The following is a 20,255-nucleotide window of genomic DNA, read 5'->3' on the forward strand; positions in this document are numbered from 1 at the left end:
GGAGCTGGCGACTTGAGTTTTAAGGAGCTCGGCCCCGAACCAATTCTCAGCTCGGTCCGCCAAGTCAATTGACAGTGGCTGGGCGTTTTCGAGAAAAAGGGCGCAAAATGGAGTTGCTGCAAAGCGGCTTGAAGCTCCGACAACTGCAGGTCTTTCGTCAGGTGTTGCGGACCGGATCGACAAGACAGGCAGCTGCTGCGCTCGGGATAAGCCAACCTGCGGTCAGCCAGCACGTGAAGCAGCTCGAGGCCGCCCTCGGCATCGCACTCTTTGAAAGATCGACCAACCGCATCATTCCGTCGAGGAAAGCCTGGGAGCTCCTGCGCAATGTGGAATTGGCCCTGACTTCCATGGACCGCCTGGAAGCGTCGATCTTCCCGATCAAGAACGACGAGAAGCAGCGGATCGCAATTGCCGCACCCGCCGTTTTCGGTTTCGTGACGTTGCCGAAGGTCGTAGCGACTATCCGATCGAAGACGGCCTCAAGTGTCCGGTCAATTTCGGGAAACTACGAGCAGGTGGGTGAGCATATCCTGTCGGGGCGGGCAGATCTTGGAATCTCGAGGTTGCCCTTGGATCCCCGGCTGTTTGAATGGGCGCCAATCGGGTCGGCACGCAACGTGTGCATCTTCCACCCCAAGCACCGTTTCTCGAAAAAATCATGTGTCGAGGCACACGACCTGGAGGGGGAACAGATCGTCGACATCGACCCTCAGTTTGCGTCGCATCAAATGAACTTCAACGCGCTGCGCTTCGCCGGGATCGAGCCGGACATACTGGTGGAATACGATTGCAATGGTTACGAGGTCGGCTTCGTCTCGGCCGGTCTCGGCGTTTCCATCACCAACGAAATCATCGCCCGCGAATATACGGCGTTCGAGCTGGAGGCAAAGCCGGTGGAGCCCTCGGCCCTCTATCACTACGTTGCGGTCTGGCAAAAAGGCAGGGTCTTCTCCAACGTGTTGGAGGTCGCTCTCGAGGCAATCCTGTCGGCCTTTCCGGCGGCGCAAAGTGGACCTGTTGTTCTCCCGATACAAGCCGCTGCCCGCGGTGCTGACCGTTCCTCCTAACGGCTCCGGACTAACCCTTCCGCTCATGCTTTGCCTTTGCGAAACCGCGATCCGTCGCGATGAAACGCTCGAGCATGGGCACGATCAAGCGCAGGGGATCGGTGGAGGATTGCCCCGCTTCGCGTCCGAGAATTTCGGCATAACGAGTCAGGTCGCGATGCAGCGGCGCCGGAAGCTCGATCGTGACTTTGACAGGTTTGTCCTCGGCGATGGGCCCGAGTTTCAGCTTGGCCATTTCAGCCTCCGTAAGGTTCGAGCACGAGATCGCGGGTGACGAGAACGCGCACGGGAAAACCCGGGCGAATGTCGAGCGTCGGCGCTATCTGGAGCTGGCGCTGGACGATCTGCTGGCCAACCTGGCTGACGCTGTCGGAAGCGCCGCTGCGCAAGGCGCGCACGATATCGCTCTCCTGGCCAGACGAGCCAGCCTCCGCCCCGACGCTGAGGATGGTGGAAAGTGCTGCCGCCTTGAACAACTCACCCCAGTGATAGTCGACGCCATCCTCGAGGCCTGCATAGCCCTGCCCGTCCGCGCCAGGCTGGCGCTCCAGAACAATCGAACGGCCGTCCGGGAAAATCAGCCTGTTCCAGACAAGCAGCACACGTTTTTGCCCGAACCCCACGCCGCTGTCGTATTGGCCGATCACTCTGGTGCCTTGGGGGATCAGAAGCGAGCGCCCTGTCGGGCTGTCGTAAACGTTCTGCGTCACCTGGGCGGTGATTTGACCGGGCAGGTCCGAACGGATACCGGTTACGAGGGCAGCCGGGATCACGGCTCCTGCCTGAAGCACATAAGGTGAAGCCGGTGGCACGACGCGTTCGGGCGCGACGGTGTTGCGGTCGGCGGCTGCATTCAGGAAGGCAAGCTGGCGGTCCTGCTGCGTTTGTCCGGCAGGAGCCAGACCGGCGAGATCCTGCGTGGCGACATTTGTCTGATGTTCCGTCGTTGCGTCGGCGGCAGCCCCGGTCTGGAAGAAGACCTGCGATGTTCGTGCCGCCTCTTCTTCCGCTCGCCGTCGTTGTTCGGCCTCGTCGACAGTGGGCGTCGCGATAGCCGGCGTGACAACGGGCTGCCCCTTGTTCTGGGCGTCGAGGATCGGGCGGCCGAGATCTCCGGGCAACGGCGGCCCAAGGATTGGGCCGGTATAGTCGCGTGGCAGGTTGGCCAGCCCATCAGCCGGTTGCCGGTTGGAAGTCGAGAAGAGTTCCTCGCCTTGGGGGTCTGTCTCGCGCGTCTGCAGGGCGTATATCAGTGCGCCGCCAATGCCGAGCGATGTGATGAAGGCGACGCCGGCGAGCACCTTGCGCGACAGCCGGGTCACTCGCGGCGGCTCGGCGCGAAGCCGCATGGGAGCGGCCGCCGTTTCGTTCTCGTTCATGGCTGCTCCCCTCCCCTTTGCCTCGGTGGATTGGTGACTTTCGACGCTGAATTCGAGGTCGGCATCCAAGGCAATCGATCGTTCTTGATCCCGTCGGTTCGGACGATCCTCACGGTCTGTTGTCGGTTGCCGCTGCCGAGACGCAGTTCGGCCGCGCCGAAGAGACGGTCGACAATCAGAATGTTTTGGAAGACCCGACTGTTGACGATCTGGGCTTCGCCGTCCGGGCCGATGACGAAGATCGGCGGCATCTCGCCCTGTACGATCCCGCGCGGGAACTCGACGTAGACGCGCCTGCCGTCGTCATAGACGGTGACGGGCTTCCACGGCGGCGTGTCACCTGTCAGACCATAGCGGTAGTTGCGCTGGACGGTGTCCGGGATCATCGGCGTGGCAGGAACAACCTGCCGCCGATCGGTTGGCTGCGCCGGGTAGGCCCATGCCACGGCCGGCATGTAAGGCTTTTCGCCTGCCCGCAGTTCGATCATGTAGCTTCGCCGGTCGGTGGTGACGACGAGATTGGTGGTGATGTCGGCGCGCGAGGGCTTCACCAGCACATGGACGCGCCGGGTCACGCCTGAACCGCTCTCGGTATCGCCGATGATCCAGCGCGCGGTGTCTCCCGCCGCAATCGGTCCGCCTCCTGTCAGGTTCTCGCCGGGCTCAAGAGCGATGTCTGTTATCTGCCCGGGTGCGGCATAGACCTGGTAGAGAGCCCCTTCGCTCCAGGGATATATCTGGATGGCGTTGTAGTATCCCTCGCGTCGCGGCTGGACGCGCGCGGCCGCGTTGGCGTTCTCGACGCGCGCAGTCGGCGTATCGCCAGCCGTCCCTCCCATCGTTGGCGTCCAGCCCGGCGGAATGTGTGGCGGTTTGGGTTTCTGTTCGGCGGGTCCTGCCGGGGCGGGTGGCAGCGGCGGCACGTAGGAATCATAGCCAATCTGTGGCGGTTTCTGGAGCTTGGCACAGCTGGTGAGTACCAACCCCGAAAGGAGGGCCGAGGCGAGTACGGATCCACGAAAAGCTGGAAATGCGACGGCGCGCAGCGCAAGGCTCATTGGCTCATCTCCCGCGACCAGTTGATGGCGTTGACGTAGATGCCGAGCGGGTTCACGCGAAGCCGTTCGGTGTCATGCGGCGGCTGGACCACGATCGTGAGGATCGCGGTCCAGTGCTCCGTGGTGGACAACTGACCGCTTTCGTAACGACGCTCGGTCCAGGCGACGCGAAAGGAATCCGTGGAGGCACGGATGACCGAAGAGACCTCGACCGCCACCTGCTGCTTGCCGACTTTGGAAAAGGGATCGTTTGCGCGGGCATAATCATTGAGAGCCGCCGCACCCTGGTCGGTCGTCCACTCGTAGGCGCGCAGCCAATCCTGGCGCACGATGATCGGATCGGCCGGGATCGATCGGACCTGCTCGACGAAGCGGGCGAGGTGCCAGGCGATTTGCGGGTCGGTCGGCTTGTAGTCGGCAGTCGCCGGCGCGACCGTCTGCGCCTGTCCGAGCGCATCGACCTGGACCACCCACGGCACTGCCGATCCCCGCGCTGCCATCCACACGACCGAGCAGGCGAGGCCAGCCGAGAGGATCAGCGACCCGAAGGCCATGTACCGCCAGTTCCTGGCTTGCACGCGGGCGGAACCGATGCGCTCGTCCCAGATCTGCGACGCCTTCTGATAAGGCGTCTCCGGTTGAGCTGATTTGCCGTAGTGGACGGCGGGTCGTCGAAAGATGTTCATTGGTCATTTGCCTTCGGAGAGAGAAATCGATGTGCCGCTGCCGTGGGCTTCGCCGGCACGCACGGCGTGCGCTGTGACCTGGACGCCATGAGAGAGGCGCTGCGATCGCTGCATGCGTTTGGCCCAGTCCGGCGGACTCCTGGCCACGCTGCCCGCCTGGCCGTCGCGGCCGAATGACGGATCGTTGGCTGCACCGGCCCCGCCTCCGACAGTCCCCTGGGTCGATGACCCACCGGTGGCCTCGACGGCCGAATTGACCCCGGAAGCGAAGCTCGACTTCATCGATTGGCTGGCGCGCGCGGCGGCGCGCTTGAGAGGCGAGGCAGCAGCGGACACAGCAGCGCCTGCAACGCCGCCCATCCCGGAGGCGATGCCCGCGGCGCCAGTCTGGCCGGCGGAACCAAGAGTATAGGCGGCAGACGCACCGCCTGCGAGAGATGAGCCGTGCCGTGCCGCCAATGGCGCTGCAGACAAAGCCGCGCTTCCGCCTCGCATCGCGACACCAGCAGTGCCGCCGGCGACGAGCGCCATGCCGCCTGCCGCGAGACCTGTTCCAACGGCCGCTCCCGCCCCAAGCTGCGATCCGCCGGAGACAAGACCGTTAGCAATGCCGGGACCGAAGATACCGAGCCCAAGCAGTGACAGCGCCGCCAGCACGATCGCCATCGCCTGGTCGATTGTCGGGTTCTCGCCGCCGAAGCCCTGGGTGAACTCGCCAAACAGCGTCGAGCCGATGCCGATGACGACGGCAAGCACAAGCACCTTGATGCCCGATGAGATGACGTTGCCAAGCACGCGTTCGGCCATGAAGGCCGTCTTGCCGAAGAGGCCGAAGGGGATGAGAACGAAGCCTGCCAGCGTCGACAGCTTGAACTCGATCAGGGTGACGAAGAGCTGCACGGCCAGGATGAAGAAGGCGAGCAGGACGAGCGCCCAGGCGAAGAGCAGGCAGGCGATCTGGATGAAGTTCTCGAAGAAGGACACGTAGCCCATCAACCCCGAGATCGCCTCAAGCAGAGGTCGTCCCGCATCGAGGCCGGTTTGCGCGACCTTGCCTGGACGAAGCAGGTCCTGGACTGAAAAGCCCGTGCCGCTCGCCTTTAGCCCGAGCCCGGAAAAGCTTTCGAAGACGATTTGGGCAAGGCTGTTCCAGTTGGAAATCAGGTAGGCGAAGACGCCAACGAACAGCGTCTTCTTGACGAGCCGCGCGAGAATGTCGTCATCGGCGCCCCAGCTCCAGAAGAGGGCGGCAAGCGTCACGTCAATGACGATCAGCGTGGTGGCGACAAAGGCGACTTCGCCGCCGAGCAGGCCAAAGCCGCTGTCTATGTAGCGAGTGAAGGTGGCGAGGAATTGGTCGATGACGCCGGTGTTGCCCATGCCTATCGCGTCCCCGGCGAGGTCGCATCTTTCGGCGGCGCGCCGACCGGCCCGGAAGCGGAGGTCGCAAATGGCGCTTTAACCCTGAGGAACCGGTCGCGCTGTTCGGCCCACAGGCGCAAACAACCGCTGTCGCGCAATGCAACCTCACCCAATATCTGGCAGCGGCGCAGACCCTCGCGGGGCGGGTTCGGCACCAAAGCGGCAGGCAACTGAGTAGCGGCATCGTGCGGCCTTTCCTCCTTCCGGGTCATCACGAGCGCGGTCGCCGTAACGGCGACCGCGACAAAGATGACGGCGACGACGCGGGCAAGTGACTTGCTATCCACGGTCGGAACCCTCAGCGATTGAACATCGTGGCATTGCCGGCCTGGTAGCCGGAGCCGGGGGTGAGGAAGCGACGGCGCTGCTCTCGGCCCTGGTCGGCGGCGGCGGCACGTTCGGCTTCGGTCAACGCCTGGGCGCGACCGTTGGCGGCGACAACGGCGGTGAGGTCAGCGAGCTGTTGCGCCTGCAGCGCGAGGAGCTGGTTGCCGGCCTGCGTCGCCTGCAGCGCGCCGGTCGCTGATTGACTGGCGCCGACAAGCCCCGACATCTGCGTGCGATTGGTGTCGATGTTTCCAACGACGCCGGCCTGCACGCGCATGGCGTCCTGCAGGCCGCCAACGGTGTTTTGCCAGCGCGAGCGCGCATCGGTGACGAGTTGCTGGTCGGAGGCTGAGAGAGAGACGCTGCCATATTGCTGCTGGAACGCCTTGTCGATCTGCTGGACGTCGAAGGCGACGTTCTGCGCCTGGTTGAGGAGCTGCTGCGTGCGCTGCACCGATTGCTGCAACTGCTGCAGCGAGGAGAAGGGCAGGCTCGCGAGATTGCGCGCCTGGTTGATCAGCATCTGGGCCTGGTTCTGCAGTGATGTGATCTGGTTGGTGATCTGCTGAAGCGATCGCGCCGCCGTCAGCACATTTTGCGAATAGTTGGACGGATCAAAGACGATGAATGCCTGCGCCGGCGCAGTCACCATCAGCGAGGCCGCAACCGGTGCGGTGAGCAAGGTGGCGGCCAGCAACACAGCGCGAGAGCAGTTTCTATGGCTAGTCATGATTGGAACTCCTTTTTAGCTTGCAGTGAGGAGGTGGAGAGATCGGGAATGAGGTCAGCGGCCCAGCCGACGTTTCGGGCGCGCAGCCAGGCTGCAAGGAAGCCGTAACGCCCGTGTTCGGCGGCGATGCTGGCGATCAAGGCCTGATCGGTTCTTGAGGATGCGGCGCAGAGCGCCAGCCCAATTTCGGACAAGCCGAGTTCGAAGAGGCGGTTGCCACGCCGGGACTGGCAGTAGTAGTCGCGTTTCGGCGTCGCGCGCGCCAGGATTTCTATCTGGCGATCGTTGAGGCCGAAGCGGCGATAGATCGCCGTGATCTGCGGCTCGATCGCGCGCTCGTTCGGCAAGAGCAACCGGGTCGGGCAGCTCTCGATGATCGCAGGCGCGATACCCGAATTGTCGATGTCGGAGAGCGACTGCGTAGCGAAGATGACGCTGGCGTTCTTCTTGCGCAGCGTCTTCAACCACTCGCGCAACTGGCCGGCGAAACCTTGGTCGTCAAGGGCGAGCCAGCCCTCGTCGATTATCAGCAATGTCGGCCGCCCATCAAGCCGGTCACCGATGCGATGGAAGAGGTAGGAGAGAACCGCCGGCGCGGCTCCGGTGCCAACGAGACCCTCGATTTCGAACGCCTGGACTGACGCCGCGCCAAGATGTTCCGCCTCGGCATCGAGCAGCCGGCCGTATGGACCGCCGATGCAGTAGGAGCGAAGGGCTTGCTTCAGGTCGTTCACCTGCAAAAGCACGCTGAGGCCGGTGATGGTGCGTTCCTCGACTGGCGCCGAGGCGAGCGACGTCAGGGCCGCCCAGATGTGTTCCTTGGCATCCGGGGTAATAGCGATGCCTTCGCGCGCCAGGATCGCCACCACCCAGTCGGCGGCCCAGGCACGCTCGTAGGTCTCGTGTATGCGGGCTAGTGGCTGGAGGGAGACCGACGGTTTCGTGCCTACGGTGAGTTCGCCCCCGAAATCGTGCCAGTCGCCCGCCATGGCAAGTGTCGCGGCGCGGATCGAACCGCCGAAGTCGAAGGCAAAGATTTGGGCCCGCGCATAGCGGCGAAACTGCAAGGCCATCAGCGCCAGCAGCACCGACTTGCCGGCGCCGGTGGGGCCTACGACAAGCGTGTGCCCCACGTCGCCGACATGCAGGGACAACCCGGAACGGGGTCGAGCCCTCGGTCTTGCCATAGAGCAAGGGGGGCGCACCGAAGTGCTCGTCCCGTTCCGGCCCCGCCCACACGGCAGAGAGGGGAATCATGTGGGCGAGATTGAGTGTCGAGATGGGCGGCTGGCGGACATTGGCGTAGGCATGGCCTGGCAATGAGCCGAGCCAGGCATCCACGGCATTGATGGTTTCGACCATGGCGGTGAAGTCGCGTCCCTGGATGACCTTCTCGACGAGACGAAGTTTCTCCTGCGACACGCGTGGATCGGCGTCCCAGACCGTGACGGTCGCGGTGACGTAGGCCATGCCCGCCACGTCTGCCCCGAGTTCCTGCAAGGCCATGTCGGCGTCGGCGGACTTGTTGGCGGCGTCGGTGTCCACGAGGACGGAGGCCTCGTTGGTCATGACCTCCTTCAGGATCGCCGCAATCGACTTGCGCTTGGCAAACCATTGCCGCCGTATCTTGGTCAGCAACTTGGCGGCATCAGTCTTGTCGAGCAGGATCGCACGCGTCGACCAGCGATAGGGAAAGGCGAGCCGGTTGAGGTCATCGAGCAGACCCGGCGTGGTCGCGGTCGGAAAGCCGACGATGGTGAGCACGCGAAGATGCTGGTCGCCAAGGCACGGTTCAAGCCCACCGGTCAGTGGCAGGTCGGCCAGCAGCGCATCGAGATAGATGGGTGTCTCCGGGACGCGCACGCGATGGCGCTTGGTCGAGATCGTCGAATGCAAGTAGGTCAGCGTCTCGCTGTCATCGAGCCAGCGGCATTCCGGCATGAAGCCGTCGAGCAGGGTGAGCACGCGCTCGGCGCGGTCGACAAAGGCGCGCATGATTTCGTCGGCATCTATCCTGGACTGATCGCGCCCCTCGTAGAGCCACGTCTCGGCGCGGGCTGCTTCCTCGGCCGGCGGCAGATAGAGAAAGGTAAGGAAGTAGCTCGATACGAAATGAACCTCCTCCTCTTCGAACTCGGCCTTGCGCTCGGCGTCGACCAGGCGAGAGGCGGGATCGGGAAACTCGCTTTCGGGATAGGTCGCGGCGGCGTGCCGCTGCGCCTCGACGAAGAGGCTCCAACCCGAACCGAGGCGACGGACGGCATTGTTGATGCGCGAGGCCGCCGCGACCAGTTCGGCCGCGACGGCGGATTCGAGATCCGGCCCGCGGAATTTGGCGGTTCGCTGAAAGCTGCCATCCTTGTTCAGCACCACGCCAGGCGCGACGAGCGCAACCCATGGCAGGTAGTCGGCAAGGCGGCTGGCGCTGCGGCGATATTCGGCAAGGTTGATCATGATCGCGCCCTTAAACGGCCAGGTGAGTTGGGAGGCGCAGATGCCGGCGGCCAACTTCCACGAACAGCGGATCGCCCTTGGCGGCCCACACCGCCATGAAATGCCCAAGCGCCCAGATGACGAGACCGGCCAGCCAGAGGCGCAGGCCAAGGCCAACCGCGCCTGCCAGTGTGCCGTTCAGGATCGCGATGGAGCGGGGTGCGCCGCCAAGCAGTATGTGCTCGGTCAGCGCCCTATGAACGGCGACGGTGAAACCGGGCACTGCGTCGAGCTGTTCGAAAGCGGTTGCCATCAGATCAACGCTCCGCCGCCAAACGAGAAGAACGACAAAAAGAAGCTCGACGCCGCGAAGGCGATCGACAGGCCAAAGACGATCTGGATCAGCCGCCTGAAGCCGCCGGACGTATCGCCAAAGGCAAGCGTCAGGCCGGTGACGATGATGATGATGACGGCAATGATCTTGGAGACCGGCCCTTCGATCGACTGAAGGATTTTTTCGAGTGGTTGCTCCCACGGCATCGAGGAGCCGGCGGCATTGGCGGCCGGGGCCACCATGAGAGAGATGACGAGGGTTGTCGCCGCCGTAGCCAGGTGCTCACGGGAAAGATTGTGGATCATGATTTGTCTCCTGTGTTGTTCGGGGTGGCTTGGGAGGTGCGATAGTCGCCGTCGGGTCCAAGGCCATCGATGCGTGCGAGTTCGGTCAGTCGCCGTGCGGGACCGCGTCCCGACAGGACGGCGACAAGGTCAATGGTTTCGGCGATCAGCGCGCGCGGCACCGTGACGACGGCTTCCTGGATGAGTTGCTCGAGACGGCGCAGCGCCCCGATCCCGGAGCCGGCATGGATGGTGCCGATGCCGCCGGGGTGCCCGGTGCCCCATGCCTTCAGCAGGTCGAGGGCCTCGGCGCCGCGCACCTCACCGATCGGGATGCGGTCGGGTCGCAGGCGCATTGAGGATCGGACGAGGTCGGAGAGGTTGGCGACACCATCTTTTGTGCGCATGGCGACAAGGTTGGGCGCCGCGCACTGGAGTTCGCGCGTGTCCTCGATGATGACGACGCGATCGGCCCCTTTCGCCACTTCGGCGAGCAAGGCGTTGGTGAGCGTCGTCTTGCCCGTGGACGTGCCGCCGGCGACGAGGATGTTTGCGCGGGCAGCGACGGCAGCGCGCAACGTCGCCGCCTGACCGTCTGTCATGATACCAGCCGCCACGTAGTCTTCGAGTGTGAAGATCGCGACAGCTGGCTTGCGGATGGCAAAGGCCGGCGCGGCGACGACCGGCGGCAGCAGTCCTTCGAACCGTTCCCCGGTTTCGGGCAATTCGGCAGAGACCCGTGGAGAGCACGGATGCACTTCCGCGCCGACGTGATGAGCCACCAGGCGCACGATGCGCTCGCCATCGGCGGCAGACAGCACCTTCCCCGTCTCGGCCAGACCTTCGGTGAGGCGGTCCACCCAAATCCGGCCGTCGGGATTCAGCATGACTTCGACGACCACGGGATCGTCCAGCAGCCGTGCTATTTCGGCTCCGAGCGCCGTGCGCAGCATGCGCGAGCTGCGGGCGCGTCCTTCGCTATTGTTTTGCGAAACCGTCATCTCGTCCCCGTCTTTCCGTTGGGGACAACTCGGATGGTCCCCGCTCGGGGATGACTAAGAGAACCGGATATCGGTTCGGTTCAACAAGTATATCGAGGCGTAGTAGCGTGGCGTGTAATTACAGGAGAGCGGCGGTGCGGCTGCCTTTTCTCGTTGATCGGAGAGCGATCGGGGTCGGATCGGTGAACCGGGCTCCCCACAACTCACGTCGCCGCGAGCCGCGCCTGTTATTGCCGATCTTAAGGAGAGGAGACCGACGCGGGGATTGCGCATCCGTCGCTAGATTCATCAGCGATAGCGCATAACCGCCATTTATACGCAATCGCGTATAAAGCCGATCTATGCGCGAGTGCGTATAGTGCGCGTGCAGATAACAGAAGAACGGCTGCAATGATGAGCCTCGGTGTTGAACCGAACCGCGGCCCTCCGACCTCGAGGATGGCCTTGGTTGCCGTCGCTAGGGAATGCGTCGAGCGGCAAATCTTGCTCGACTTCAACTGGAACCGAGGCCGAGCACGCGCTCCAGATTGTCATACGCCGCACGCTGCCTCGCTCGCGGCATGCGTTCCAGATTGTGCAGCTTCCAGCGGACCGCGGGAAGCCTGTCGGCGCCCACGACATCGAGCAGGGTCCAATCCGGTCGACTGGCTTTGAACGATAGAAGAAATTTGCGCTGATTGTCGGTCAAAGCCCTGTTGAGGTCGCTGACCAGTCGTTCGCGAACGGTGAGGAGTTCGTCGAGGCTGACTTCGACCTGGGACATACGGACGAATTCCCCTTCGTAGATGCCGGCTATGTTCTTGCGGGTGGGTTGCAACAGTTCTGCCATCGTCCGGTTGTGGCTGATGAGGTAAACCAGAAAGGTCCTGACCAGATCCTCGGTGAGGCCCTCGCTCTCAACGAGCAGCTTGACGTCAAAAAGATCCCGCGGATGCTGCCGGTCGAGTGCGGCACAGATTTTTCCGGCATACAGGTCCGGAAAAGACAGCAGTTGCATTTCGACATAGCCGAACTGCTCTTCGACCGCCGGCGATACTTCGCGCAATTCCTCTGGAAGCACGGACCCGCGTAGCACCGGGGAGAGCTCGATCTTGATTCGGTCGGCGCCCTACGAAATGAAGAGGCGCAACGCATCGGCCTGATGCTCGAAGGAGCGAATGATTTCGGTTCCGGGCATCGCGGCGCTGATGGCGTCCGCGATGCGGGCAAGCGCCTCCGCCACGTTTTTCAATGCCGTGTCGCGATCATCCATCGGCAGATAGACAAGGTCGATGTCGACGGAGAGGCGCGGCAGGTCGCGGACAAAGAGATTGATGGCGGTGCCGCCTTTCAGCGCAAACGATTTCTCGACTGCCACCAGTGGCAGGATGCGGGTCAGGAGGCGGACTTGTCCGTAGTAAGAGCTGGTGCTGTCCACATCTCCTCCGGGATGGTTATGCGATATTTTGAATCGAGTCTGCCGTCCTTGGCCAGAACCCTGTTGCCGCTACCAAGGCCGAGCGCATCGAGCGCTTTGGGAGCGGGCAGCTTCTTGAACCATGCATAATTATTGCGCTCGGCCATCCAGTAGAACAGGCGGCGAACCTTGACGCTGGTGCACTTGCGTAAAAGCTGCTCCATGCGCCGTGGCGAAAGCGTCGTCATCCCCTGAAGCAGTTGATTGGCGTGCTCGAACGAGACCGTCTCCGGAACATCCATCAGCACCTCCAGATAGGCCCTTTCGGGCGATGATAAGGTGACAGACCAAAAATCCTGCTGCCGGCCCGGAGCTTGCACATCTACAAGCGTGCGCTCGACCGGATCATATTCGCGGTGGACGAGCCCGAATCCCAAAAGCGAGGGAAGGCCGTTGTGGCGTATGAATTTTACGGTCGGTATCGCATGGTTCAGCCAGGCCGGCAAAGCGGCCTTACTGTAAAGATGCACTGTCCTTTGGCGCGACAGCGGCAGGTAATGCGCAAATCCCTGCAGCTCGAGCGCGGTCAGCCCGCCGACACTAAGATCCCTGCCGAATATGCTCTCCAAGGCGGCCACCACGCCTTGCCAGGTCAAATGAGTGCCGGGCCGCACATAGACGCCCGGCGCCAGCGATCTGAGCTGGTTGCTTTTGAGCAGATTATCCACTGCATGACGATCAAATTGCGGGCTCTGCTTCTTTAGCCATTGCTTCGTTACCGGAAGCCCCTCGGGTAGCAGGGTTTGAAGCAGCGCTCGGCGATCAGCATTCGTTGGCATGGGTTTGTAGATTTCCGCATACGCGGCGATGATCGCCGCAATTTTCCATTTTTATAAACTATCATGATCGCCATTGGTTTACAACAATTGGAATTTGCGGCGATTATCGCCGCATTATGGAAAAAATGTAAACACATCTGTCATTAGCTGGACACCCGCCGACAACGCAAAGTGATGCGCCTAAACCCCGCCGGATTCTTTCGGATCGACATCCTCCGAAATCTCCTGCCGCAGCTTCGGCCCCTTCGCCAGCCGCCGGCCCAGGGCAGTGACAAAGGCCTCGTAGCGTTCCGCTGCCTTGGATCGCGCAGCCTGTGCTGCTGGCTCCGGCAAGGCGGGCGTAGTCGCCAACCAAAAGCGGACGAACACGGCCAAGGTCTCGACCGCGATGCCGCTATCGCGTTCCTGCCTGGCCAGGCGGCGGTCGACCTGGTCGAGGCGCTTGGTGATCGCGGCCTCGCGACGCTCATCCGCATCGGGCGACAGGAACGAAGCGATCGCGGCTTCGGCTATCATGGAGTGGGATTGATCGCGTCGCGCCGCATAGTCCTGAAGCGTCGTCATGAGGGGCGGATCGAGATAGACGGAGATCTGCACTTTCTTCTGGCGAGCGGTCATGGCGGCTACAACTCCATGCCATCATCGGGGTCCAGGGAAACCTGCCGTGCCACGCCCTCTACGAGGCGGGCCAGGCGTCGATTGCTGATGGCATCATCGTCGCCATCGTCGACCGGGTCGATCTCGAACTCGTTCTCGGTCGAGACCGTCTTCTCGGCTGGCGGCGCGCGATTGAGTTCGGGCTGTTGACGCTGCTCTGATCCAGTCGGATCTTCATCGTCCTGTCGCGGCGAGCCTGGGGGAGCGGCGGCCTCTTGGCCGGCCAGGACCGGCAGGTGGCTCCAATCATCGGGATGCCTTCCTTCTGGAGGCACCAGTTCAGGTGGCGGCAGGACGCGCTCCTTGAAGCGAATATCCTCATAGTAACGCGCCTTCTGGGCTCTGATCGGCGGCACACCCGCCACCATCACGATCTCGTCGGTCGGTGGAAGCTGCATGACCTCTCCAGGGGTCAGCAACTGGCGGGCGGTCTCTTGCCTCGACACCATGAGATGCCCGAGCCAAGGCGACAGCCGGTGACCAGCATAGTTCTTCATTGCCCGCATCTCCGTCGCTGTGCCCAGCGCGTCGGAGACACGCTTGGCGGTTCTTTCGTCGTTGGTCGCGAAGCTGACGCGAACATGACAGTTGTCGAGGATGGAGTTATTCGGGCCGTAAGCCTTTTCGATCTGATTCAGTGACTGAGCAATCAGGAAGCTCTTCAGCCCATAGCCTGCCATGAAGGCCAGCGCGCTCTCGAAGAAGTCGAGGCGGCCGAGCGCTGGAAACTCATCCAGCATAAGCAGCAACCGGTGGCGGCTGGTCCTGGTATGCAGGTCCTCGGTCAGGCGACGTCCGATCTGGTTGAGGATGAGCCGTATGAGCGGCTTGGTCCGATTGATGTCGGACGGCGGCACGACCAGGTAGAGCGTCGCCGGTTGCTTGCCGCCGACGATGTCGGCGATCCGCCAGTCGCAGCGCCTTGTCACCTCGGCGACGACGGGATCGCGATAGAGGCCGAGGAAGGACATGGCGGTGGATAGCACGCCGGAGCGCTCGTTGTCGGATTTGTTGAGCAGTTCGCGCGCAGCACTGGCGATGACCGGATGCGGGCCGGGTTCACCGAGATGCGCGGTTCGCATCATCGCCGCCAGCGTCGACTCGATCGGACGCTTCGGATCGGAGAGGAAGGCGGCAACGCCGGCGAGCGTCTTGTCCTTCTCGGCATAAAGGACGTGAAGGATCGCGCCGACCAGCAACGCGTGACTGGTCTTTTCCCAATGGTTGCGCTTCTCGAGGCTACCTTCCGGATCGACCAGAATGTCGGCGATGTTCTGGACATCGCGAACCTCCCATTCGCCGCGGCGGACCTCGAGGAGTGGATTGTAGGCCGAGGATCTCGAATTGGTGGGATCGAAGAGCAGCACGCGACCGTGCAGTGCGCGGAAACCGGCGGTGAGCTGCCAGTTCTCACCCTTGATGTCGTGGACGATCGCGGAACCCGGCCAGGCAAACAGCGAAGGCACCACCAGGCCGACACCCTTCCCCGAACGGGTGGGAGCAAAGCACAGAACATGCTCGGGTCCGTCGTGGCGCAGGTAGTGGAGATCGTAGCGTCCAAGCACGACGCCGTCGGCGCCAAGCAGGCCAGCCGCCTCCACTTCCCTCCTGCCGGCCCATCGAGCCGAACCGTAGGTGAAGACATTTTTGATTTCACGCGCCCGCCAAACCGACATGCCGATCGCAACAATGATCGAGAGGAAGCCTCCGGACACGGCGATCAGTCCGCCTTCCACGAAAACATTCGGAGCGTAGGCGTCGTAAAAGTACCACCACCAGAACAAGGAAGGCGGATAGTAGATGGGCAGGCCGGCCAGATCGAACCAGGGCGGCCCGAGTTGCGCCTGGTAGCCCAGCCTCCACGCGGTCCATTGCGTCGCTGTCCAGATCGTCAACAGGACGATCAGGAAGACCGTGAGTATCTGGCCCCAGAGGATTTTGGTGGCGGACATGGCATCATCCCTTCTTGTGTCCTTAGAGGCCAAGCCCCCGCTTGCGGCCAAAGCTCCAGTCGACACCTCCGCCATCCCGGGAGACACCGGAGACATGCTGGCCGAGATGTTTTTCGAGGGAGGGCGTCCAGGGCACGAGTTGAAAGCCAAGGCCGTCGTCGACCATGGCAAAGCGGCCAGACGCAAGCGACAAGCGCTGGCGATAGATGCCGGCGACATAGGCTCCACTGGCAGGACGGTTGAACGGCTGTCCGGACTCGGCCGCGATCTTTGCACCGACCAGTTCGAGTTCTCGGCGGCGCAATGTCTCGATCAGGTTGCTGTTGAAAACAACGCGCGCACCCAAACGCTTCGCAAGGCCTTCGCTGATGAGGTGATCGGCACGCTGTTCCAAAGCTTCATGAACCTCGGCGCCGAAGCCACCTGCGCTCAAGGCGGCGGGCTTGCGAGCGATGGCTTGCCTGTCTAGCCAGGTCGCCCCAGCTGCCGTGATCTGCTCATGCAGGCCGAGGTCGGAGCGGACGGCGAGTGCAACCCTGCGCCGGCCCCTCGCATCTTCGAAGCTGCGCAATTCGACGATCGACCCTGGCGGGCCGTCCCCAGTTGCCTCCAGATCGCCAAGTCTGATGTGGTGCGTGCGTCCGTCGACACCGTCGACGACGGCGTAGGCTGTGCCGCTCAGCTCGTCGTCGAGACCGCGATCGAGCAGCCGCCCGACAATGGGTGTATCGAGGCTTTCGGCCGCCAAGACATAACCGCCCGACCCGCGCTCGATCCCGCGCTCGGTCAAGGCGCGGTGCATTCGTTTGATGATGTCGCCACGCTCGCCGAGCGCGCGCAGGGTCGTCTCGGCCCTGTCGTCAATCACCCATTGACCTTGGGCAACTTGATCGGCAAGACCAAGGGCCTGGAGCTTGCGCAGGCGGCCGACCTTTTGCACGTGATACTCGTCGGTCGGCCTATAGGCACTTGGGGTAAGATCGATGGTGCCGGTGCGCGACATGTCGCGGCGCAGTTGACGATCAAGCTGGGTCCAGCGTTCGGCTTCGATCAGCCGCTGCAGATTGCGGCGGATGTCGAGATCCGACCGAGGGCCGAGTTCCTGGGTAACGAGATCGGCGGCTCGGGCGCGCATCCCTTCCTTGATGTAGTCGCGTGAGATGACGAGATCTTGCCCGTCACCTGTGCGTCCACGCAGGATGACGTGGATATGGGGATTGTCGGTGTTCCAATGGTCCGCCGCGACCCAATCGAGCTTCGTGCCGAGATCCTTCTCCATATGCCGCATAAGGTCGCGGGTGAAGGATCTGAGGTCGGACATCTCCGGCGCATCCTCTGGCGAGACGATGAACCGGAAATGGTGGCGGTCGCCATCACAGCGCTCGGCAAACACCTTGACGCTGGCATCATCGGCTTCGGGGCCGAACATGCGGGCCTTTTCCCCGTCACGGGTCACGCCCTCGCGTTGCAGGTAGGAAAGGTGTGCGGTGAGCGGGACGGCACGCCCGGAGTGACGAACGACGCGGGTCTTGATGACCGTGACGCGCGAGCGACCGGCCAGCAGGCGGTTGGCCTGGATGTTGGCGATCCGGCCCCGGCCGAAGCGCGATCGGTTGCCCAGGCTGATTTGACCGGTGCGGGAGATGCTTCCACCAGCTTTCTTCGCCGCCGCCAAGGCCTGGGCGATGAACGGCCGCACGGCCTGATCGCGGTTGGAGCGTATTCGCCCCGGTCGGATGCGAAGCTCGCGCTCATCGGCCATGGCGTTGTCCTGCAACGTGGAAAAGAGGATGCCGATACAAAGCCTTGGGGATTCGACGCACATTGCGCCGAATGACCGCAATGTGCGCAGGGCACCTGAAAATCCCCAAAAACCAACCGACCGGCCAGCACACAATGTGTGGGCTTTTATCTAGCCATCCCTCGGTTGTGTTGCCTGCCTCTCCCCTCTCCGCACGCCTTGCTGCGCCGGAGCACGAGATGACGCGAAAAGCGCTCACGCGGCTCATTGCGCGGACCTTTCACTCGCTTTGGGCACGAACACGCCGGTTGAGCGAGGTTCGGCGTCAGCCCTTCTTGCCTTGGGCACAGCCTCCGAACCATCATCGCGGAAACGCCTCAGTTGCAGCGAACGGTCGCCTACCCGGTCGCCCGGCTGCACAACGAAGAGCGATGCCAGCTTCCAGTTGTGTTGAGTCGGGACTGCCGGACCAACAGCTTCCCCTGCGCCGTCATTGCCGATGGCGGATGTAACGACGGTGACATAGGCGCGCGTTTCGCGAGGCAGCCGCCTGCCTTGCAGTGAGGCCTCGTAGCGTCCGGGACCGGCGTTGTAGGCGGCGATCCAGCCGGGCGATCCGTAGCGGTCGAGCAGTTCGCGGATATAGGCCGAGCCTGCGATGATGTTGTCGTGCGGATCGTAGGGATCGCGGCCCAGCCGGTACCTGTCGCGCAGATCGAACCAGGTATCAGGCACAATCTGCATCAGACCCATGGCGCCCTTGCGCGATATGGCGCGTTGGTCGCCGGCGCTTTCGGCGATGAGAACGGCGCGGATCCACGCGGGCGGAAGGCGAAAGCGCCTCGCCGCTTCCGCGATGTGGACGTCATAGAGTTTGCGCGCCGACGGCAAGTCGACTGTCGGGCTCTGCGCCAGGGCATGCGCGGAAACCAGGCATAGGATGCTGAGCCCGCCAAGCACGCCAACAGTTCTGCGCCGGCAGGTGCGAGGCGATGCGGGCGCTCCCGGTTGGGCCGTCGGCCGACGGCGCGCGGACATCACCTGTCCTTCTCTGCGCGCTCACGCGGGCGCGACCATTGCAAGGACCAGGAGTTGTTGTCGTCACCGTTCTGGAACAGATAGGCGCGGATCGGCTGCGCGAAAGTCGGGTCATCTAGCTGCAGCGTTACGAACTCGCCGGCCTTTTCGCTCGAGTGTTTCCAACCGGCGCCGATCGCGGTGCCGTCTTCTGCTCCAGCGTGCACACGATAGTCGGGCGCATTGTCCGCATCGCTCGCTTCCGCCACGACGATCGCAATCTCGAGGTTGAGGCTGAGCGTGCGGATTCGACCTGAATACCCCGTCTGATGGCGGATAAACTCTCCGATCTGTGGCATGTCCTGTCTCCTGTCTTGATGGGTGCGGTGACGATCCAACGGCACGGAAGGTGCCGCCGGTGGCGCGCTCACCGCGCTGACGCGCGCCATTGGAAGCGGCCGTCGCCCTGCTCATCCGTCCACAGGGGAACCGCGCGGCCGACGATGTGATCTATGGGGAGGAGGCCGAAGTAACGACCGTCGAAGCTGTCACGGACTTGACTGTTCATCAGGAAGACGGCGCCGACGGGAATGGGCCGGCAGCCCTGCCAATCTGGCAGATCGCGACCGGCGCGATCGCGTTTGAGCGCCGTGCCGACTTCGGTGCCATCCACGGAAATGGTGAGCCCTTTCCGACACACGGTCTGGCCAGAAACTGCAACGACGTGCTTGAGCAACAGCACGCCCTTCGGCAGATAGCCGCGCTCGGCAAGCAATGTTGCGAGCGGTTCGGGTGCCTCTATGGCAACGAGATCGGTTGCCGAGAACGGCACGCCGCCGTCGATCAGGTACAGGCCGATTGGCGTGCTGGCTGAAGCATTCCAGATGAACCTTGGCGACGTCGCGGTGGACGCGGGAAAGAGCATGGCCGTGGTCGCCAACGCGGTCGCAAGGAAAATTACGGGCCGCGTCATGGCTGAACCCGCCGGCGGAGCAAATGGGCGCGGTGAAGATCCAGCGTATAGGCGCGTGGCTCCTGTCCGGCTGTCAATCGGTTGTGGACATGCCGCCAGTGATCGGCTGAGACCGCTTGCGGATCGATGCCGAGTTGCTCGATGCCATCGATCGTCTGCAACACCCGCTCCACCTTGGGCCAGCCCTCGGACTTGAGCAGGATGTCGCCGCCGGGTCGCACGAAAGGCAGCGTCTGGTGGGCTTCGCCCTCGCCAACGACGCGCACGATATCGACACGGGAAATGATCGTGCCGAAGTCATTCGCGGCCCAGCGAACGAAGGCAAAGACGGCGCCAGGACGAAACGAAACAATGCGCCGGTGTCGGTCGAGGACCTTCTCCTTAGCGACCGAACCGAAGCGGATCCAGGATTCGATCTTCTTCTCAACCCACGTTAGTTCGACGTGGGTCAAGCCATCATCGTCAATCGCGCCGAGCCCCGAGCGGCCTGAACGGAAGTCAACGACAGTGCCCATTGGCTGTCTCCTGATTTCACGGGGGAAGCAGGCGGCGAGATGTCGTCGCCGAGGTGATGCCAGCGTGGTGACTCACCGCGCCTTGGCGCGGGGCACAGGTCAGCGCCCATACCGACCGGTCGGCGCAAAAGCTGCCGGCGGATGCCGCTTGGCGGGAAGCACGGAACCGCGTGGGTCCGAAGTCGAGGTCACTGCGCCGCGCTCAGCCCATGCCTGGAGCTCGTCGACGGCGTAGACGACACGGCCGCCAAGTTTGCGATAGCCAGGGCCAGTGCCGTAGGTGCGGTGTTTCTCCAGCGTGCGGGACGACAGGCTGAGGAACTCGGCAGCTTCCTTGGTGCGCAGAAAGCGCGGCGGCAAAACGGCTAGATCTGGTCGCATGTAACGAGCCTCCGTGGAGTTTTGAGAACCGCTGGTGCTCAGCGGCGGACAGCGACCACC

At 63.1% G+C, this 20,255-nt stretch carries 20 protein-coding genes and 2 pseudogenes; 1 reads left to right on the plus strand and 21 read right to left on the minus strand.

The genetic code is table 11. The features are described from left to right. Positions 1-107 precede the first annotated feature (107 nt). A complete protein-coding gene (locus EN846_RS31570; RefSeq protein ID WP_128346420.1) occupies positions 108-1,070 on the plus strand; it encodes a LysR family transcriptional regulator in 963 nt (320 codons plus the stop codon). A 10-nt stretch (positions 1,071-1,080) separates the two neighbouring features. Here the strand turns inward: EN846_RS31570 and EN846_RS31575 are convergent, their stop codons facing one another. The 21 genes and pseudogenes from EN846_RS31575 to EN846_RS31675 form a co-directional block, all read right to left on the minus strand. Beyond that, positions 1,081-1,305 carry a DUF2274 domain-containing protein gene (locus tag EN846_RS31575; RefSeq protein WP_112098765.1) on the minus strand — a complete coding sequence of 75 codons (225 nt, stop codon included), beginning with the start codon at positions 1,303-1,305 and terminating at the stop codon, positions 1,081-1,083. 1 nt (position 1,306) lies between these two features. Beyond that, entirely contained in the window at positions 1,307-2,449 is a 1,143-nt protein-coding gene (locus EN846_RS31580) for a TrbI/VirB10 family protein (RefSeq protein ID WP_128346421.1), read from the minus strand. Further along, the gene (gene trbG, locus EN846_RS31585) at positions 2,446-3,507 is read right to left on the minus strand and encodes a P-type conjugative transfer protein TrbG (RefSeq protein WP_128346422.1); all 1,062 of its coding nucleotides are present in this window, start codon (positions 3,505-3,507) and stop codon (positions 2,446-2,448) included. Before trbG ends, EN846_RS31580 begins: the two co-directional genes overlap by 4 nt. After that, a complete protein-coding gene (gene trbF / locus EN846_RS31590) occupies positions 3,504-4,193 on the minus strand; it encodes a conjugal transfer protein TrbF (RefSeq protein WP_128346423.1) in 690 nt (229 codons plus the stop codon). The genes trbG and trbF overlap by 4 nt, the downstream gene beginning before the upstream one ends. A 3-nt stretch (positions 4,194-4,196) precedes the next feature. Beyond that, positions 4,197-5,573, minus strand: coding sequence for a P-type conjugative transfer protein TrbL (gene trbL, locus EN846_RS31595; protein WP_128346424.1), 1,377 nt, complete (start codon positions 5,571-5,573; stop codon positions 4,197-4,199). Between the two features lie 2 nt (positions 5,574-5,575). Next, positions 5,576-5,902: a putative entry exclusion protein TrbK-alt gene (gene trbK-alt, locus EN846_RS31600; protein ID WP_128346425.1), complete on the minus strand. Its 327-nt coding sequence runs from the start codon at positions 5,900-5,902 to the stop codon at positions 5,576-5,578. An 11-nt stretch (positions 5,903-5,913) separates the two neighbouring features. After that, the gene (trbJ, locus tag EN846_RS31605; RefSeq protein ID WP_128346426.1) at positions 5,914-6,672 is read right to left on the minus strand and encodes a P-type conjugative transfer protein TrbJ; all 759 of its coding nucleotides are present in this window, start codon (positions 6,670-6,672) and stop codon (positions 5,914-5,916) included. Then, positions 6,669-9,126, minus strand: a pseudogene (gene trbE / locus EN846_RS31610) (conjugal transfer protein TrbE). The gene trbJ and the pseudogene trbE overlap by 4 nt, the downstream one beginning before the upstream one ends. Before the next feature lie 10 nt (positions 9,127-9,136). Then, on the minus strand, positions 9,137-9,418 hold the full coding sequence (locus EN846_RS31615; RefSeq protein WP_135913798.1) for a VirB3 family type IV secretion system protein: 282 nt from the start codon (positions 9,416-9,418) through the stop codon (positions 9,137-9,139). Then, entirely contained in the window at positions 9,418-9,744 is a 327-nt protein-coding gene (locus tag EN846_RS31620) for a TrbC/VirB2 family protein (protein WP_127285574.1), read from the minus strand. The genes EN846_RS31615 and EN846_RS31620 overlap by 1 nt, the downstream gene beginning before the upstream one ends. After that, positions 9,741-10,724 carry a P-type conjugative transfer ATPase TrbB gene (gene trbB / locus EN846_RS31625; protein ID WP_127309957.1) on the minus strand — a complete coding sequence of 328 codons (984 nt, stop codon included), beginning with the start codon at positions 10,722-10,724 and terminating at the stop codon, positions 9,741-9,743. The genes EN846_RS31620 and trbB overlap by 4 nt, the downstream gene beginning before the upstream one ends. Before the next feature lie 493 nt (positions 10,725-11,217). Continuing rightward, positions 11,218-12,141 (minus strand): annotated as a pseudogene (locus EN846_RS31630) (nucleotidyl transferase AbiEii/AbiGii toxin family protein). Further along, positions 12,099-12,959 carry a type IV toxin-antitoxin system AbiEi family antitoxin domain-containing protein gene (locus EN846_RS31635; protein WP_128346241.1) on the minus strand — a complete coding sequence of 287 codons (861 nt, stop codon included), beginning with the start codon at positions 12,957-12,959 and terminating at the stop codon, positions 12,099-12,101. Before EN846_RS31635 ends, EN846_RS31630 begins: the two are co-directional and overlap by 43 nt. A 180-nt stretch (positions 12,960-13,139) precedes the next feature. Continuing rightward, complete coding sequence (locus EN846_RS31640) at positions 13,140-13,577, minus strand: CopG family transcriptional regulator (RefSeq protein ID WP_135913797.1); 438 nt, start codon at positions 13,575-13,577, stop codon at positions 13,140-13,142. Positions 13,578-13,582: 5 nt separating this feature from the next. Then, the gene (locus EN846_RS31645) at positions 13,583-15,568 is read right to left on the minus strand and encodes a conjugal transfer protein TraG (protein ID WP_128346239.1); all 1,986 of its coding nucleotides are present in this window, start codon (positions 15,566-15,568) and stop codon (positions 13,583-13,585) included. Positions 15,569-15,590: 22 nt separating this feature from the next. After that, positions 15,591-17,330 carry a VirD2 family relaxase/mobilization nuclease gene (locus EN846_RS31650; RefSeq protein ID WP_128346238.1) on the minus strand — a complete coding sequence of 580 codons (1,740 nt, stop codon included), beginning with the start codon at positions 17,328-17,330 and terminating at the stop codon, positions 15,591-15,593. Positions 17,331-17,573: 243 nt separating this feature from the next. Further along, positions 17,574-18,347, minus strand: a complete 774-nt coding sequence (locus EN846_RS31655) for a lytic transglycosylase domain-containing protein (RefSeq protein WP_128346237.1) — start codon at positions 18,345-18,347, stop codon at positions 17,574-17,576. Further along, a complete protein-coding gene (locus tag EN846_RS31660; RefSeq protein WP_128346236.1) occupies positions 18,347-18,685 on the minus strand; it encodes a DUF736 domain-containing protein in 339 nt (112 codons plus the stop codon). The genes EN846_RS31655 and EN846_RS31660 overlap by 1 nt, the downstream gene beginning before the upstream one ends. A 68-nt stretch (positions 18,686-18,753) precedes the next feature. Next, positions 18,754-19,299: a S26 family signal peptidase gene (locus EN846_RS31665; protein ID WP_128346235.1), complete on the minus strand. Its 546-nt coding sequence runs from the start codon at positions 19,297-19,299 to the stop codon at positions 18,754-18,756. Next, positions 19,296-19,814, minus strand: a complete 519-nt coding sequence (locus tag EN846_RS31670; RefSeq protein ID WP_128346234.1) for a DUF2840 domain-containing protein — start codon at positions 19,812-19,814, stop codon at positions 19,296-19,298. The genes EN846_RS31665 and EN846_RS31670 overlap by 4 nt, the downstream gene beginning before the upstream one ends. Before the next feature lie 99 nt (positions 19,815-19,913). Continuing rightward, positions 19,914-20,195: a helix-turn-helix domain-containing protein gene (locus tag EN846_RS31675; RefSeq protein ID WP_127282164.1), complete on the minus strand. Its 282-nt coding sequence runs from the start codon at positions 20,193-20,195 to the stop codon at positions 19,914-19,916. Positions 20,196-20,255 lie beyond the last annotated feature (60 nt).

It is taken from the genome of Mesorhizobium sp. M4B.F.Ca.ET.203.01.1.1 (assembly GCF_004791025.1).
Taxonomy (GTDB): domain Bacteria; phylum Pseudomonadota; class Alphaproteobacteria; order Rhizobiales; family Rhizobiaceae; genus Mesorhizobium; species Mesorhizobium abyssinicae.